The sequence below is a fragment of the Streptomyces sp. HNM0645 genome (assembly GCF_030056615.1).
GTDB lineage: Bacteria > Actinomycetota > Actinomycetes > Streptomycetales > Streptomycetaceae > Streptomyces > Streptomyces marianii.
This window is the reverse complement of the sequence record NZ_JASHLT010000046.1, coordinates 1-15,175: the sequence shown is the minus strand read 5'-3', so window position 1 is coordinate 15,175 and position 15,175 is coordinate 1. Positions and strand designations below refer to the sequence as shown.

Here is a 15,175-nt window from a genome sequence, read left to right as displayed (position 1 = left end):
GCCAGGAGGCCGGGGTGGCGCCGGGGGAGCTGTGGCGCGGGTCCAGATCGGTGCTCGGTTCCGTGACCGGCCCCGGGGCGGCTCCCGTCCCGTTGGTCCTGCCGGCATGCGCGGGTCCTTCCGTCTCGGTCCGTGGACATCGTCCCTTCGACGTGGTGACCCCGCGGGCCGGCGGAACTCGTCGCCGGAGCGGCGGACGCCTCTGCCAGGGGTGCCGCTCCCGTGGAAGCCCTCCCTCGGCGAGGTCCCCTGCGGGATCTTGCCGCCGAGGCCTCTACGGGAGCACAGCCGTCCGCGGACGGCTCGACGGCGTCCAGTGCAGCGTGCCGTCCAGGCCCATCGCGGCGATGCCGCCGGGGAGTCCGGCGGGCGCCCCGGCAAGGAGGAAGCCGCCTTCGGTCCAGCCGGCCCCGGCCCCGGCCCCGGCCCCGGCCGCGGGTCCGGTCACCGTTGCCGGGCGGGGCAGCGTCTCCGTGCGCGTCGTCGCCAGTACGCCGGTGCGGGACCGGACGCCCAGCAGATCACCGCCCGAGCCGACCGGGCCGAAGCCCGCCACACCGGTCGAGGCCACGAACGAGACGACGGGGACCAACATCCCCGCCGCGCCCGTGGCCGTCGCCGGGCCCGCTGCCGTACCCGAGCCCGCTGCCGTACCCGTCGCCGCGCCCGTGTCCGGGACGCCCTTCGCCTTCCCCGCGGTGCCCGCTCGCCGGGCGCCGGCCGCTCCCGTGGCGATCGCTCCGCCCCTGTCACCGGTGCCGGGCACACCGGAGTCTCCGCCGAAGCGGGCCGCGCGGAGCTGGCCCGTGACCGGGACGCGGTACCAGAGCCGGATGCCGTCGCCCCGGGTGTCGGCCGTCGCGTTCAGCGCCAGCGTCGTCGCCGGAAGGCCGGTCCGCATCGGGCCGGTCAGCGGCCCGCCGGGCCCGGACTGCGTCCAGGCCAGCACCGACGACGGAGTGGGGACGAGGACGGTGTGCCGGCCGGACGCTGCCGTGACGGCCACCGGATCGCCTCGCAGACCCGTGCCCCCCAGCGGCGCCCAGGGCTCCCAGCCGCCTCCCGGCAGCCCGGTCCGGCCGCTCAGCCGGTGGGCGGAGTCCCGGACGAACACCCTGAGCCGGCCCGTCGGGTCCACGACCGCCGCCGGAGCGCTGATGGCCGACGTACCGCTCTCGTCGTCGCGTTCCGGCGTGCCGAGCGAGGTCCACGGCCCGAAGTCGCCGCCCCGGGCGCGCTGCACGCCGACCACCACGTCCCGGCGGTAGTCGGCGGCGTGTACGCCGAGGGTCGTACGGGTGCCGAGCACGGCGATCCGGCCGTCGGGCAGGCGCACCGAGGTCACCCCGGCGTCGATGCCGCCGCCGCCGGTCAGCCGGGGGCCGGTCCAGCGCGCCGTGGGTCCCGCGCGGTGCCAGACGGCGAGCCTCCCGTCGAGCACGGAGAACGCCCACGCGGTCCCGTCCGGACCGGGCTGCGCCCAGGTCGTCGACTCGCCGCGCGTGTGGCGGACCGTCTGCGCCCAGCCGTGTCCGGCGGGCCGTGCCGCCACCTTGCGGTCTCCGCAGCCGGCCGGGTCGCCGCAGCGGTCGGCGCCGTCCGTCCACGCGTACGTCTTGAGGGTGCGCAGCTTCGCCGCGGCGTCCGCGGGGCCGAGGGTGCGGGGCAGCCGACCGGTGGCGTAGCCGAGGTAGGTCTGGACGCCGAAGGCGGGGTGCCCGGGCAGGGCCGCGTACCGGGCGAGCGCCGCCTGCGCGAACCGCGCCCCGTACAGATGGTCCTGGTGGTCGGCGTAGGCGCCCTTCGCGGTGCGTCCCGGGGTCGGGTCCTGAATGCGGACGTGGGTCGGGCGGAACCGCTCCAGCAGCCCGGCGACGGTCTCCACGACCTGCCCCTTCGTGTACGCGAAGTCCTCCCGTACCGGCGTCCCGGAGGACAGTTGGGACGCGACGGAGTCCACCCGGCCGTCCCACAGCCCGTGGAGGCTGTGGGGTCGGTCGCCGTTGATGCTGCCGGCCTCGCGGAGCTGGACCCAGACGAGACTGATCCAGGGCTTGGCACGGAGGGTGTCGAACTCGGCCGTCCCGCCGCCCGCGGTGCGTACGGCCGAGCGCGACCAGGGGCTGGTCCGGTCTCCGGTGGCCATCTCGGCGTAGGCGGCGCGTATGCCGTTCTGGCGGGCCTCGGCGTACGCGGCCTTGTCGGGGGCCGGAGGATCCGGGTCGTCCCGCCGGGCGTTGACGCCGTCGGCTTCGCCCGCCGTCAGGTACACCGACGTCAGACTGCGGCCCGTGGCCAGGGACTGGGCGGTGTCCGGGTTCATGAAGAACAGGTCGTCGTCGGGATGGGCCACGATCTGCACCACCCGCTCGCCCGCGGTGGTGCGGACCGGCAGCACGGCCGGCCCCGCCGGGGGAACGGCCCGCGTGCCCCGGCGGTCCGCAGTCGCGTCGGGCACGGCCACCAGCGTGCCCAGGACGCCCAGCAGCAGCGCGGCGGCCAGCCCTCGCCGGGCGGGGCCGGCCATGGGACCGGAGCGGGCCGCGAGGCCGGTACCGTCCGGTGATCCGGAACCGCCCGGAGCCCCGGGGCCGCCCGCCGAACCGGGACCGGGAGGGGTGCCGGGGCGGGCCGCTGAGGGGCGGGCGTGCGAAGAACCGGAGCCGGGACGGGCCGCGGCGGCGCGACGGAACGCGGAGCCGAAGCGGGGCGCGGAAGCGCGGGGCGCCGCCGAAGGGCGGCTGCTGCGGCGGGGCCGGCTGGGCATGGTGGTCGGTGCTTTCGTGATCGGCGGGTGCCGGTGACCGCCCGGGCGCACGTGCCCGCGGGGGCACCGGTTGTCCCGCGGGCGAACGCGCGCCCGCCGGTCACCGGGCGGCCGGCGGGCGATTCGGAGCCCGACCGCGCACCGGCGACCCGCGGGCGCGGGTGGTCCTCGGCGAACGTGTTCGTGCGTGTCCGGGCACGCGGTGCCCGGACACGACGGAAGACGGAGTTTCCAGGAATACGGGTTGTTCCGCATGAACCACGAAGAACATGGCGAACATCACGGAACCGCACCGCCGGCGACGCCCTCCGTGGCGCGGCTCCCGCGCCCCTGCGACTACGCTCGGAGCCGGATCCGGACCTTGATCGGAGGCGGCGGGATGACATCGGTGCCGGGGCGCAGAAGCAGTACCTTCACCCGTCTGCTGCGACACGGCTTCACCCACCCCGCCGCGGCCGAGCGGCTGCTGGACCTGCCCGAGATGGCGCCCGTGCGCACCGACTCCGTCCTCCTCGACGCCCTCGGCGCCACCGCCGACCCCGACCTGGCCCTGCGCGGACTCGTACGCCTGGTCGAGGCGCAGCAGCCGGACGAGCGGCAGGTACTGCTGGACACGCTGCTCTCCGCGAAGCCGCTGCGCGACCGGCTGCTCGGGGTACTGGGCGCGTCGGAGGCGCTCGGCGACCATCTGGCCCGGCACCCGCACGACTGGCAGGCGCTGGTGATGTACGAGGCGTCCGATCTGCATCCCGGGGTGGACGACTTCGAGCGGGGCCTCGCCGAGGCGACCGACCCGGTGGCGCTGCGCGTCGCCTACCGCCGCTGCCTGCTGTCGATCGCCGCCCGCGACGTGTGCGGCACCACCGACGTGGCGCAGACCGCGGCGGAGCTGGCCGACCTCGCGACGGCGACGCTGCGCGCGGCTCTCGCCATCGCCCGCACCGACGCCCCCGAGGACTCCGCCGCCTGCCGGCTCGCGGTGATCGCCATGGGAAAGTGCGGCGGCCACGAGCTCAACTACGTCTCCGACGTGGACGTGATCTTCGTCGGGGAGCAGGTCTCCGAGTCCGTGGACGAGTCCACGGCGGTGAAGGCCGCGACCCGGCTCGCCTCGCACCTGATGCGGATCTGCTCGGAGACCACGGTCGAGGGCGCGATCTGGCCCGTCGACGCCAATCTGCGGCCGGAGGGCCGCAACGGCCCGCTGGTGCGCACCCTCTCCAGTCATCTCGCCTACTACCAGCGCTGGGCGAAGACGTGGGAGTTCCAGGCGCTGCTCAAGGCGCGGCCGGTGGCGGGGGACCCGGAGCTCGGAGCCGAGTACGTCGAGGCCGTCTCGCCGCTGGTCTGGCAGGCCGCAGAGCGCGAGAACTTCGTGCCCGACGTGCAGAAGATGCGCCGCCGCGTCGTCGACAACATCCCCGCCGCGCACATAGACCGCGAGCTGAAGCTGGGCCCGGGCGGGCTGCGGGACGTCGAGTTCGCCGTGCAGCTGCTGCAGCTCGTCCACGGGCGAACCGACCCCACGCTGCGCAGCGGCTCCACCCTGGAGGCGCTGCGGGCGCTCGCGGCGGGTGGGTACGTGGGCCGGGCGGACGCGGCACAGCTCGGCGAGGCGTACCGCTTCCTGCGCTCCATGGAGCACCGGATCCAGCTGTACCGGTTGCGCCGTACGCACCTGGTCCCGGAGGGCGAGGAGGACCTGCGGCGCCTCGGGCGGTCCCTGGGGCTGCGCGCCGACCCGGTGGCCGAGCTCGACAAGGAGTGGCGGCGGCACGGCTCCGTCGTCCGCAGGCTGCACGAGAAGCTCTTCTACCGGCCCCTGCTGGACGCGGTCGCCCAGCTCGCGCCCGGTGAGACCCGGCTCAGCACCCAGGCGGCGCGGCAACGACTGGAGGCGCTCGGCTACGCCGATCCGGCTGCGGCCCTGCGGCACCTGGAGGCCCTGTCGTCCGGGGTCTCGCGCAAGGCGGCGATCCAGCGGACGCTGCTGCCGGTACTGCTCGGCTGGTTCGCGGACTCCGCCGATCCGGACGCGGGCCTGCTGGGCTTCCGCCAGGTGTCGGACGCGCTGGGCAAGACGCCCTGGTACCTGCGGCTGCTGCGCGACGAGGGCGCGGCCGCGGAGAACCTCGCCCGGGTGCTGTCCGCCGGCCGGCTCGCCCCCGATCTGCTGCTGCGCGCCCCGGAGGCCGTGGCGCTGCTCGGCGATCCCGAGGGGCTGAAGCCGCGGGGCCGCGACCATCTGGAGCAGGAGGTGCTCGCGGCGGTCGGGCGCGCGGACGGCGCGGAGGCGGCGGTCGCCTCCGCCCGCGCGGTGCGGCGGCGGGAGCTGTTCCGTACCGCCGCGGCGGACCTGATCGGCTCGTACGGTACCGAGGAGAACCCGGCCGGGCACGACCCGCGCACGCTCGTCGACCGCGTGGGCAACGCCGTCACCGACCTCAACGCGGCCACGATCGCCGGCGCGCTGCGCGCCGTCGTCCGCGAGCGGTGGGGGGACGAGCTCCCCACCCGGTTCGCGGTGATCGGCATGGGCCGCTTCGGCGGACACGAACTGTCGTACGGTTCTGACGCGGATGTGCTGTTCGTCCACGAGCCGCGGGACGGCGGCGACGAGCACGAGGCCGCCCAGGCCGCCGCGACGGTCGTGGCGGAGATGCGGCGGCTGCTCCAACTGCCCAGCTCCGACCCGCCGTTGCTGATCGACGCCGATCTGCGCCCGGAGGGCCGCAACGGCCCGCTGGTGCGCACGCTCGCGTCGTACGCGGCCTACTACCGTCGCTGGTCGCTGGTCTGGGAGAGCCAGGCCCTGCTGCGTGCCGAGCCGATGGCGGGAGACGCGGAGCTGGGGGCCCGCTTCATCGAACTGGTCGACCCGCTCCGCTACCCGGCGGACGGCCTGGGGGAGGAGGAGGTCCGGGAGATCCGCCGGCTCAAGGCCCGGATGGAGACGGAACGGCTGCCGCGCGGCGCCGACCCGACCCTCCACGCCAAGCTGGGCCGCGGCGGCCTGAGCGACGTGGAGTGGACGGTGCAGTTGCTGCAGATGCGTCACGGCTGCTCCGAACCGGGTCTGCGCACGACGCGCACCCGTACCGCCCTCGCCGCCGCCCGGGACGCGGGGCTCCTGTCCCCGGACGACGCGGAGATCCTCGACGACGCGTGGGTGCTGGCGACCCGGGTCCGCAACGGCGTCATGCTGGTCAGGGGCCGTGCGGGGGACACCTTCCCCTCGGAAGCGAAGGAACTGGCGGCGGTGGGCCGCTACCTGGGGCACGGCCAGGGGCATGTGGGGGAGATGGTCGACGAGTACCGCCGTGCGACGCGGCGGGCGCGTGCGGTGGTGGAGCGGCTGTTCTACGGGGCGTAGCCGGAGGTGCCCGAGCGCGGCGGCACCCGCGAGTGCGCCGGGCGCCGCGCAGGCCGCCTCCGCGGCCCGTCCTCCGGGCCGCGGGTGCCGGGTGAGCCGCGTTCTCGATCCCCGGTTTCCGGGGGGACGGCGCCGCGTTGCGGACGCGGCCTTCCGGGCGTGCTCCGTGCGTGACGGGTGTCCGGCCCGGCTGCGGGTACCCGGAGCTCGGGGTGGTGGGCGGGTGTCCCGCCCACCACGGATCGTGAGGGCCGACAACGGCTCGCGGCCCGGGCGTCGGCCCGGCGACGCCCGGCGGTCAGTCACGGGGTGCGAACGGCGCAGTGCGAACCGCGCCGCGGGACGTGCGGTCGCTCCGGGCGTCCCGCCGCTCCGGGTGTTCGGCTATGCCGTGAGTACGGCGCCGCCGGGCGCCGGGGCCGGCACATGGCGGGGCAGCCGGTGTGGGAGGGAGCCGTACCAGGCGTAGGACAGGCCGTAGCCGAAGCCGAGGCAGAGCAGTCCGCCGACGGCGTCCAGCCAGAAGTGGTTGGCGGTCGCCACGATCACTATGAGGGTCAGCGTCGGGTAGAGCAGACCCAGGATCCTTCCCCAGGGCGCCTTCGCCAGCGCGAAGATGGTCAGTCCGCACCACAGCGACCAGCCGATGTGCATCGACGGCATGGCCGCGTACTGGTTGGACATGGTCTTCAGATTGCCGGAGGCCATGGAGCCCCAGGTGTGGTGCACCAGCACCGTGTCGATGAAGTTCTGGCCGCTCATCAGCCGCGGCGGGGCCAGCGGGTAGAGGTAGTAGCCGACGAGGGCGACACCGGTGGTGGCGAAGAGGACGAGGCGGGTGGGGGCGTAGCGGCCGGGGTGCCGGCGGTAGAGCCACACCAGGACGCCGATCGTCACGACGAAGTGCAGGGTGGCGTAGTAGTAGTTCATCGTCACGATCAGCCATGTCACCGAGTTGGCTGCGTGGTTGACCGCCTGCTCGACGGCGATGCCGAGGCTTTTCTCGGCCTCCCAGATCCAGTCGGCGTTCCGCAGGGCCTGGGCCTTCTGCTCGGGAACGGCGTTCCGGATGAGGGAGTACGTCCAGTAGCTGACCGCGATGAGCAGGATCTCGAACCAGATGCGGGGCCGTCTGACCGACCGCAGCCTGCGCAGTCTGCTCTGCTCCGGGGCCGGGCCGTCCTCGGTCACCATGGGTGACGGGGACGCGGTCCGGCCTTCCAAGGTCTTCACGGTCGCTTCACCCATGGGACGAGAGTCTGCCAGATGGGTGCGCCCGCTCCGATCATCCTTCGGTCGGGTTCGGGAGGGCCCCCGGTACCTCCTGAGGACTAGTCGGATCCCCCGTGTTCCCCTGGTATGTCGCGGAATTCGGGAGTCCGGCCGAGAGGCCCGCCGACCGGGTGGGGCGGATCAGGGCGAACCGTGCAAAGGGCCCGCCGCGGTCGAGCCGCGTACCACCAGTTCCGGCATGAAGACGAACTCGCTGTGGGGTGCGGGCGTTCCGCCGATCTCCTCCAGCAGCGTGCGGACCGCCGCCTGCCCCATGGCGGGGACGGGCTTGCGGACCGTCGTCAGCGGCGGATCGGTGAAGGCGATGAGCGGGGAGTCGTCGAAGCCGACCACCGAGATGTCGTCGGGCACCTCGAGCCCGCGCTGCCGCGCTGCCCGGATCGCGCCGAGCGCCATCATGTCGCTCGCGCACACCACGGCCGTGCAGCCGCGGTCCATCAGTGCGGACGCCGCGGCCTGGCCGCCCTCCAGGGTGTAGAGGGAGTGCTGGATCAGCTCCGACTCGATCTGCTGCTCGCTCAGGCCGAGCTGGTCGTGGACCGCCTTGACGAAGCCCTCTATCTTCCGCAGGACCGGCACGAAGCGGCGTGGTCCGAGGGCCAGTCCGATACGGGTGTGGCCGAGGGAGACGAGATGGGTCACGGCCAGCTGCATCGCGGCACGGTCGTCCGGTGAGATGAAGGGGGCCCGCACCTGCGGGGAGAAGCCGTCGACGAGGACGAAGGGGACGCCCTGAGCGCGCAGCTTCTCGTAGCGCTGCATGTCGGCCGTGGTGTCGGCGTGCAGCCCGGACACGAAGATGATGCCCGATACGCCCCGGTCCACCAGCATTTCGGTGAGTTCGTCCTCGGTGGAGCCGCCGGGGGTCTGGGTGGCCAGCACGGGGGTGTAGCCCTGGCGGGTCAGCGCCTGTCCGATGACCTGGGCCAGGGCCGGGAATATGGGGTTCTCCAACTCGGGCGTGATGAGCCCGACGAGCCCGGCGCTGCGGCGGCGCAGCTTCACCGGGCGCTCGTAGCCGAGGACGTCGAGTGCGGCGAGCACTGATTCGCGGGTGGTCGAGGCAACGCCTGGCTTGCCGTTCAGCACCCGGCTGACCGTCGCCTCGCTGACCCCCGCCTGGGCTGCGATGTCGGCAAGCCGTGCGGTCATGGGATTGGACTGTACCGGTCGCATGTCAGATTGCCCACCAGACGGTCGAGTCGGCGGGAAGCCGGACCGTCCCGCCGCTGAACTCGGGGGTCGCGGAGGCCAGCAGCGGACTCCCCGGGGCGGGGAGCCCCACGTCCGTGCCGCGGGTGTTCGTCGTGCAGACGAACCCGTCACGGGCGAAGGCCAGCACTCCGTCGGGTGCGTCGAGCCAGGTCACCGCTTCGCCCGCGCCGAGGCCCGGGTGCTCGCGGCGCACCGCGAGGGCCGCCCGGTACAGCTCCAGGGTGGAGCCGGGCACCCCGGTCTGCGCCTCCACGCTCAGCTCGGCCCAGTCGGCCGGCTGCGGGAGCCAGCTCCCGCCGCTGCCGAAGCCGTACGAGGAGCCCTCGCGGGTCCAGGGGATCGGCACCCGGCAGCCGTCCCGGAAGCCGTCCTGGCCCTCCGCCCGGAAGAACGACGGGTCCTGGCGCACCTCGTCCGGCAGGTCCGTGACGTCCGGCAGGCCCAGCTCCTCGCCCTGGTAGACGTAGACGGACCCCGGCAGGGCCAGCATCAGCAGCGTGGCCGCGCGGGCCCGGCGCAGGCCCACCGGGCCCCCGCCGTAGCGCGTGGTGTGCCGGGTGACGTCGTGGTTGGACAGCACCCAGGTCGTGGGTGCGCCGACGGACGCGGTCGCCGCCAGCGAGGCCTCGACGACCTCCCGCATCCGCTCCGGGTCCCAGGGGCAGCGCAGGAACTGGAAGTTGAACGCCTGGTGCATCTCGTCGGGGCGTACGTAGAGAGCGAGCCGCTCCGGGCTCGGCGCCCAGGCCTCGGCCACGCCGATGCGCTCGCCGCCGTAGCCGTCCAGCAGCCGCCGCCAGGAGCGGTGGATCTCGTGGACGCCGTCCTGGTCGAAGAAGGGCAGCACCTGCGCGCCGATCATCTTGGCCTGCTCCCGGGCCCCGATGTCGGGCAGCCCTGCCGCCTTGACCATCCCGTGGGCGACGTCGATCCGGAAGCCGTCGACGCCCAGGTCCAGCCAGAAGCGCAGCACCGCGTCGAACTCCTCGCGCACCTCGGGGTGCTCCCAGTTCAGATCGGGCTGCTCGGGGGCGAAGAGGTGCAGGTACCACTCTCCCCCGGTCTCCGGCCGGGAGCTGCCCCCGGGGCCGTCCGGGTCCGCCGTCCGGGTCCAGGCCGGGCCGCCGAAGACCGACTCCCAGTCGTTGGGCGGCAGTTCGCCGTGCGCGCCCCTGCCGGGCCGGAAGTGGTAGTACGCGCGCTCCGGGCCGCCCGACAGCGCGGAGCGGAACCACGGGTGCTGGTCCGAGGTGTGGTTCGGGACGATGTCGACGATCACCCGCAGCCCCAGCCGGTGGGCCTCCCGGACCAGGTCGTCCGCGTCGTCGAGGGCGCCGAAGAGCGGATCGACGGCGCGGTAGTCGGAGACGTCGTAGCCGCCGTCCGCCTGGGGCGAGGCGTAGAAGGGGGTCAGCCAGACCGCGTCCACGCCGAGTCCCGCGAGGTGGGGGAGCCGGTCGCGGATGCCGCGCAGGTCGCCGACGCCGTCGCCGTCGCTGTCGGCGAAGGAGCGGACGTACACCTGGTAGATCACGGCGTCCCGCCACCAGTCACCGGCCCGGCCGGGACGCCTGGTCGGGGCGACCGTGCTGACCTGCGGCGTGATGGTGGTGTCGAGCTCCTGCGTCATGGGCGCTCCTTCGGATACCTGTCTCTTGATTTTCCGGGCGTTCCGGGTGTTGCAGATGTTCCGGGTGTTTCGGATGCTCTGGATCCGCTCGATCCTTCGGATGTTTCGGATCTACTGGATCTTCCGGACCTTCCGGCTCAACGCCGACCTATGTCGAAGGTAACAGCGCTGCAATCTCTTGCGGAAGCGATTACGCGGGCGCACGGAAGCGCGGGGGCGGGGTTAGTGGCAGTTGGCAAGGTGCACAACGGCAACCGTGAGGACACGCGGGTGTAACGATCGCAGCCGCTTGCGGAAATATCTCGCAAGGTCTTTCGGTCTTCTTTCAACCTTGTTACGTTCCTGACCGAATCGGCGCCGTGATGGAGCGGCCCAGGTTGAAGGAGTTCACATGCGACGTGGCATAGCGGCCACCGCTCTGGTCGCGAGCCTGGCGCTCACGGCGACCGCGTGCGGCGGGGACGACGCCGAGAGCGGCAAGAGCGCCTCCGGCAAGCTGTCGGGCACGGTCACCTGGTGGGACACGTCGACCGTCGGCAGTGAGGACAAGGTCTTCAAGAAGCTCGCCGAGGGCTTCACCAAGCTGCACCCCGATGTCAAGATCAACTATGTGAACGTGCCCTTCGGCGAGGCGCAGAACAAGTTCAAGAACGCCGCCCAGTCCGGCTCCGGCGCCCCCGACGTGATCCGCTCCGAGGTGGCCTGGACCCCCGAGTTCGCCGACCTCGGCTACCTCGCCCCGCTGGACGGCACCTCCGCCCTCAAGGAGGACAAGGACTTCCTGCCCCAGGCCGCAGCCTCCACGAAGTACAACGACAAGACCTACGCCGTGCCGCAGGTCATCGACTCCATGGGCATCTTCTACAACAAGAAGATCTTCCAGGAGGCCGGCGTCCAGCCGCCGTCCTCGATCGCCGAGCTGAAGACCGTCTCCAAGAAGATCAAGGACAAGACCGGCAAGACCGGCCTCTACCTGCGCGGCGACGACGCGTACTGGTTCCTGTCCTTCCTCTACGGCGAGGGCGGCAACCTCGTCGACGCCGAGAAGAAGCAGATCACCGTCGACAACCCGGCCGGCGTCAAGGCCATGAAGGTGGTCAAGGACCTCGTCGACTCCGGCGCCGCGAAGACCGACGCCACTGACGGCTGGAACAACATGCAGACCGCCTTCAAGGAAGGCAAGGTCGCCATGATGATCAACGGCCCGTGGGCGGTCACCGACACGTACGGCGGCAAGGAGTTCAAGGACAAGGCCAACCTCGGCATCGTCCCGGTCCCGGCGGGCTCCGACGGCCAGGGTGCCCCGCAGGGCGGCCACAACCTCGCCGTCTACGCCGGTTCCAAGAACCTCGAGGCCTCCTACGCCTTCGTCGAGTACATGACCTCGGTCGAGTCCCAGACCACGGTCGCCAAGGAGCTCAGCCTCCTGCCGACCCGCACCTCGGTCTACGACAAGCCCACCGTCTCCGGCAACGAGATGGTCGCCTTCTTCAAGCCGGTCGTCGACAAGGCCGTCGAGCGCCCCTGGATCCCCGAGGGCGGCAGCCTCTTCGCCCCGCTCGTGACCGAGTACACCAAGGTCCTCACCGGCCAGACCACCCCGGAGAAGGGAGCCAAGGCGACGGGCGACGCCTACCGCAAGCTCCTGAAGGACTGGAAGTAAGGGAAGAGGAAGACCGACTGATGGCTGTCCACACCAGCGGCCAGTCGGTGGCGCAGGCCGCGGAGCCCGGGAGGGCCCGCGGCCGTCGCCGCGACACCGCAGGCGCGCCCGGCAAGCTCCGCCGCGCCCTCTCCACGCACTGGTACGCCTGGACCATGGTCGCCCCCGTGGTGATCGTGATCGGGGTGATCATCGGCTATCCGCTCGTCCGCGGCGTCTACCTGTCGCTGACGAACGCCGACGAGCGGAACGTCGAGCGGTCGATCGGGGTGAACCACCTCCCCGCGACGTACGAATTCGTGGGACTCGACAACTACACCGACGCGCTCACCGGGAGCCAGTTCCTGGACACCCTCGGGTGGACGCTGGTGTGGACGGTCTCCTGCGTGGCCGTCACCTTCGGACTGGGCCTCGCCCTCGCCAACATCCTCAACCGCAGGATCGCCGGCCGGTCGTTCTACCGGATGATGCTGATCCTGCCGTGGGCCGTGCCCGGCTTCGTCTCCGTCTTCGCCTGGCGATTCCTCTACAACGAGGACAACGGCCTGCTCAACAAGCTCCTCGCGGGCGGCGGCATCGACGCCGTGCCGTGGCTGAACGACCCGACCTGGGCCAAGTTCTCGGTGATCGCCGTGAACGTCTGGCTCGGTGTCCCGTTCATGATGGTCGCCCTGCTCGGCGGACTGCAGTCCATCCCCGGCGAGCTGTACGAGGCCGCCGAGATGGACGGCGCCAACGCCTGGCAGCGGTTCCGCAACATCACCATGCCCGGGCTGCGGTCGGTGTCCACCACCGTCGTCCTGCTGAGCACCATCTGGACCTTCAACATGTTCCCGGTGATCTTCCTGCTCACCCGGGGCGGTCCCGGAGAGGCCACGCAGATCCTGGTCACCCAGGCGTACAAGTTCTCGTTCGAGATCAGTCCCCGCGACTTCGCCCAGTCCTCCACCTGGGGCGTGCTGATCCTCGTCCTCCTGATGGTCTTCGCCGCTGTCTACCAGCGCGTCCTCCGAAAGCAGGGAGAAACCTGGTGACCACGACCAACGTCCCGGCGAATGCCCCGGTGCGCGGCCGCCGCACGCCGTCGGCCTCGGCCGCGCTGCACCTCACGCTGCTCGTCGCCTCCGTGATCGCCGTCTTCCCGGTGCTGTGGGTACTGCTGACCTCGCTGAAGCCGGCGAGCTACGCGACCACCACGGACTTCGTCAAGGAGACGACGCTCGAGAACTACACGAATCTGCTGGCGGACACCGAGTTCCTGACCTGGTTCGGCAACTCGCTCCTCGTCGCCGGCCTCACCACGGTCCTCGGCGTCTTCGTGGCCGCCACCACCGGTTACGCCGTCAGCCGCTTCCGCTTCCCCGGCAAGCGGGGCCTGATGTGGACGCTGCTGATCACCCAGATGTTCCCGGTCGCGGTCCTGATCGTGCCGATCTACAACATCATGTCGGGCCTGGGCCTGCTCAACGAGCCGGCCGGTCTCGTCATCACCTACCTCACGATCGCGGTGCCCTTCTGCGCCTGGATGATGAAGGGCTTCTTCGACACCATCCCGCGCGAGATCGACGAGTCGGGCCAGGTCGACGGACTCACCCCGTTCGGCACCTTCTGGCGGCTGATCCTGCCGCTGGCCCGCCCCGGCATCGCGGTGACGGCCTTCTACTCGTTCATCACCGCCTGGGGCGAGGTGGCCTACGCCTCCGCCTTCATGGTCGGGGACGAGAACCTGACCCTCGCCGGGGGCCTGCAGAAGTTCGTCAACCAGTACGGCGCCCAGTGGGGTCCGATGACCGCGGCCTCCGTACTCATCGCCATCCCGGCCGCGATCGTCTTCCTCTTCGCACAGCGTCATCTGGTCACGGGCGTTTCGGCGGGCGCCGTCAAGGGCTGACCCGCACGTGCCGTACGTTCCCCCCAACCACCACCATCCCAGGGATGAAATGACCCAGCACCTCGCTGCCCCCGCCACCGCGACGACGTCCGGCCACCGTGCCGAGCCAGCGCCATGGTGGCGGGACGCGGTGATCTACCAGGTCTATCCGCGCAGCTTCGCCGACGGCAACGGCGACGGCATGGGCGATCTCGCCGGGATACGCAGTCGGCTCCCGTACCTCAAGGAGCTCGGCGTCGACGCGGTCTGGCTCAGCCCGTTCTACGCCTCCCCACAGGCCGACGCGGGCTACGACGTCGCCGACTACCGTGCCATCGACCCGATGTTCGGCACGCTCCACGACGCCGACGCGCTGATCCGCAGCGCCCACGCCCTGGATCTGCGGATCATCGTCGACCTCGTGCCCAACCACTGCTCCGACCAGCACGACTGGTTCCGGCAGGCGCTGCGCGAGGGCCCCCGGTCCCGGCTGCGCGAGCGCTTCCACTTCCGGCCGGGCAAGGGCCAGGACGGCGAACTGCCGCCCAACGACTGGGAGTCGATCTTCGGCGGGCCGGCCTGGACGCGGACGGTGAACCCGGACGGCTCGCCGGGCGAGTGGTACCTGCACCTCTTCGCCCCCGAGCAGCCGGACTTCAACTGGGAGCACCCGGCCGTCCAGGACGAGTTCCGCTCCATCCTCCGCTTCTGGCTGGACCTGGGTGCCGACGGCTTCCGCGTCGACGTCGCCCACGGCCTGGTCAAGGCACCCGGCCTGCCCGACATCGGCTCCGGAGAGCAGCTGAAGCTGCTCGGAAACGATGTCATGCCGTTCTTCGACCAGGACGGCGTGCACGAGATCTACCGCTCCTGGCGGCGGATCCTCGACGAGTACGAGGGCGAGCGCGTCCTCGTCGCCGAGGCGTGGACCCCGACCGTGGAGCGCACCGCGCTGTACGTACGCCCCGACGAGATGCACCAGGCCTTCAACTTCCAGTACCTCACCACCAACTGGGACGCGAAGGAGCTGCGCGAGGTCATCGACGGCTCGCTCGCCGCGATGCGGCCGGTCGGCGCACCCACGACCTGGGTGCTGTCCAACCACGACGTCACCCGGCACGCCACCCGCTTCGGCAACCCGCCGGGCCTCGGCACCCAGCTGCGCGAGCAGGGCGACCGCGAGCTCGGCCTGCGCCGGGCCCGCGCGGCCACGCTGCTGATGCTGGCCCTGCCGGGGTCCGTCTACGTCTACCAGGGCGAGGAGCTGGGCCTGCCGGACGTCACGGACCTGCCGGACGAGGTGCGCCAGGACCCGTCGTTCTTCCGGGCGGAGGGCCAGGACGGCTTCCGGGACGGCTGCCGGG

General features: G+C 72.1%; 9 protein-coding genes. 5 read left to right on the top strand and 4 right to left on the bottom strand.

The window, feature by feature from the left end; all coding sequences use genetic code 11:
* Window positions 1-274: 274 nt before the first annotated feature.
* The gene (locus QMZ92_RS27370) at window positions 275-2,527 is read right to left on the bottom strand and encodes a PIG-L family deacetylase (RefSeq protein ID WP_283300177.1); all 2,253 of its coding nucleotides are present in this window, start codon (window positions 2,525-2,527) and stop codon (window positions 275-277) included.
* Window positions 2,528-3,146: 619 nt separating this feature from the next.
* Here QMZ92_RS27370 and QMZ92_RS27365 point away from each other — a divergent pair.
* A complete protein-coding gene (locus tag QMZ92_RS27365) occupies window positions 3,147-6,140 on the top strand; it encodes a bifunctional [glutamine synthetase] adenylyltransferase/[glutamine synthetase]-adenylyl-L-tyrosine phosphorylase (RefSeq protein ID WP_283300176.1) in 2,994 nt (997 codons plus the stop codon).
* A 384-nt stretch (window positions 6,141-6,524) separates the two neighbouring features.
* On the opposite strand, the gene QMZ92_RS27360 is transcribed toward QMZ92_RS27365, so the two are convergent.
* The 3 genes from QMZ92_RS27360 to QMZ92_RS27350 form a co-directional block, all read right to left on the bottom strand.
* Window positions 6,525-7,388 (bottom strand): phosphatase PAP2 family protein, encoded by an 864-nt coding sequence (locus tag QMZ92_RS27360; RefSeq protein ID WP_283300175.1) that lies wholly within the window; start codon window positions 7,386-7,388, stop codon window positions 6,525-6,527.
* Between the two features lie 165 nt (window positions 7,389-7,553).
* Window positions 7,554-8,585, bottom strand: a complete 1,032-nt coding sequence (locus QMZ92_RS27355; protein ID WP_283300174.1) for a LacI family DNA-binding transcriptional regulator — start codon at window positions 8,583-8,585, stop codon at window positions 7,554-7,556.
* Window positions 8,586-8,610: 25 nt separating this feature from the next.
* Window positions 8,611-10,278: a glycoside hydrolase family 13 protein gene (locus QMZ92_RS27350; RefSeq protein WP_283300173.1), complete on the bottom strand. Its 1,668-nt coding sequence runs from the start codon at window positions 10,276-10,278 to the stop codon at window positions 8,611-8,613.
* 391 nt (window positions 10,279-10,669) lie between these two features.
* On the opposite strand from QMZ92_RS27350, the gene QMZ92_RS27345 reads away from it, so the two are divergent.
* From QMZ92_RS27345 to QMZ92_RS27330, 4 genes are all read left to right on the top strand, one after another.
* The gene (locus QMZ92_RS27345) at window positions 10,670-11,941 is read left to right on the top strand and encodes an extracellular solute-binding protein (protein WP_283300172.1); all 1,272 of its coding nucleotides are present in this window, start codon (window positions 10,670-10,672) and stop codon (window positions 11,939-11,941) included.
* Between the two features lie 20 nt (window positions 11,942-11,961).
* Window positions 11,962-12,975, top strand: a complete 1,014-nt coding sequence (locus QMZ92_RS27340) for a carbohydrate ABC transporter permease (protein ID WP_283300171.1) — start codon at window positions 11,962-11,964, stop codon at window positions 12,973-12,975.
* Complete coding sequence (locus QMZ92_RS27335; protein WP_283300170.1) at window positions 12,972-13,832, top strand: sugar ABC transporter permease; 861 nt, start codon at window positions 12,972-12,974, stop codon at window positions 13,830-13,832. Before QMZ92_RS27340 ends, QMZ92_RS27335 begins: the two co-directional genes overlap by 4 nt.
* A 49-nt stretch (window positions 13,833-13,881) precedes the next feature.
* Window positions 13,882-15,175 (top strand): glycoside hydrolase family 13 protein (locus QMZ92_RS27330; RefSeq protein WP_283300169.1); only part of this gene is annotated, 1,294 nt, incomplete at its 3' end.

Coding starts and splice junctions, on each gene's coding strand:
- QMZ92_RS27370 (WP_283300177.1), bottom strand. CDS start 2,527: ATGGCCGGCCCCGCCCGGCGAGGGCTGGCCGCCGCGCTGCTGCTGGGC.
- QMZ92_RS27365 (WP_283300176.1), top strand. CDS start 3,147: ATGACATCGGTGCCGGGGCGCAGAAGCAGTACCTTCACCCGTCTGCTG.
- QMZ92_RS27360 (WP_283300175.1), bottom strand. CDS start 7,388: ATGGGTGAAGCGACCGTGAAGACCTTGGAAGGCCGGACCGCGTCCCCG.
- QMZ92_RS27355 (WP_283300174.1), bottom strand. CDS start 8,585: ATGACCGCACGGCTTGCCGACATCGCAGCCCAGGCGGGGGTCAGCGAG.
- QMZ92_RS27350 (WP_283300173.1), bottom strand. CDS start 10,278: ATGACGCAGGAGCTCGACACCACCATCACGCCGCAGGTCAGCACGGTC.
- QMZ92_RS27345 (WP_283300172.1), top strand. CDS start 10,670: ATGCGACGTGGCATAGCGGCCACCGCTCTGGTCGCGAGCCTGGCGCTC.
- QMZ92_RS27340 (WP_283300171.1), top strand. CDS start 11,962: ATGGCTGTCCACACCAGCGGCCAGTCGGTGGCGCAGGCCGCGGAGCCC.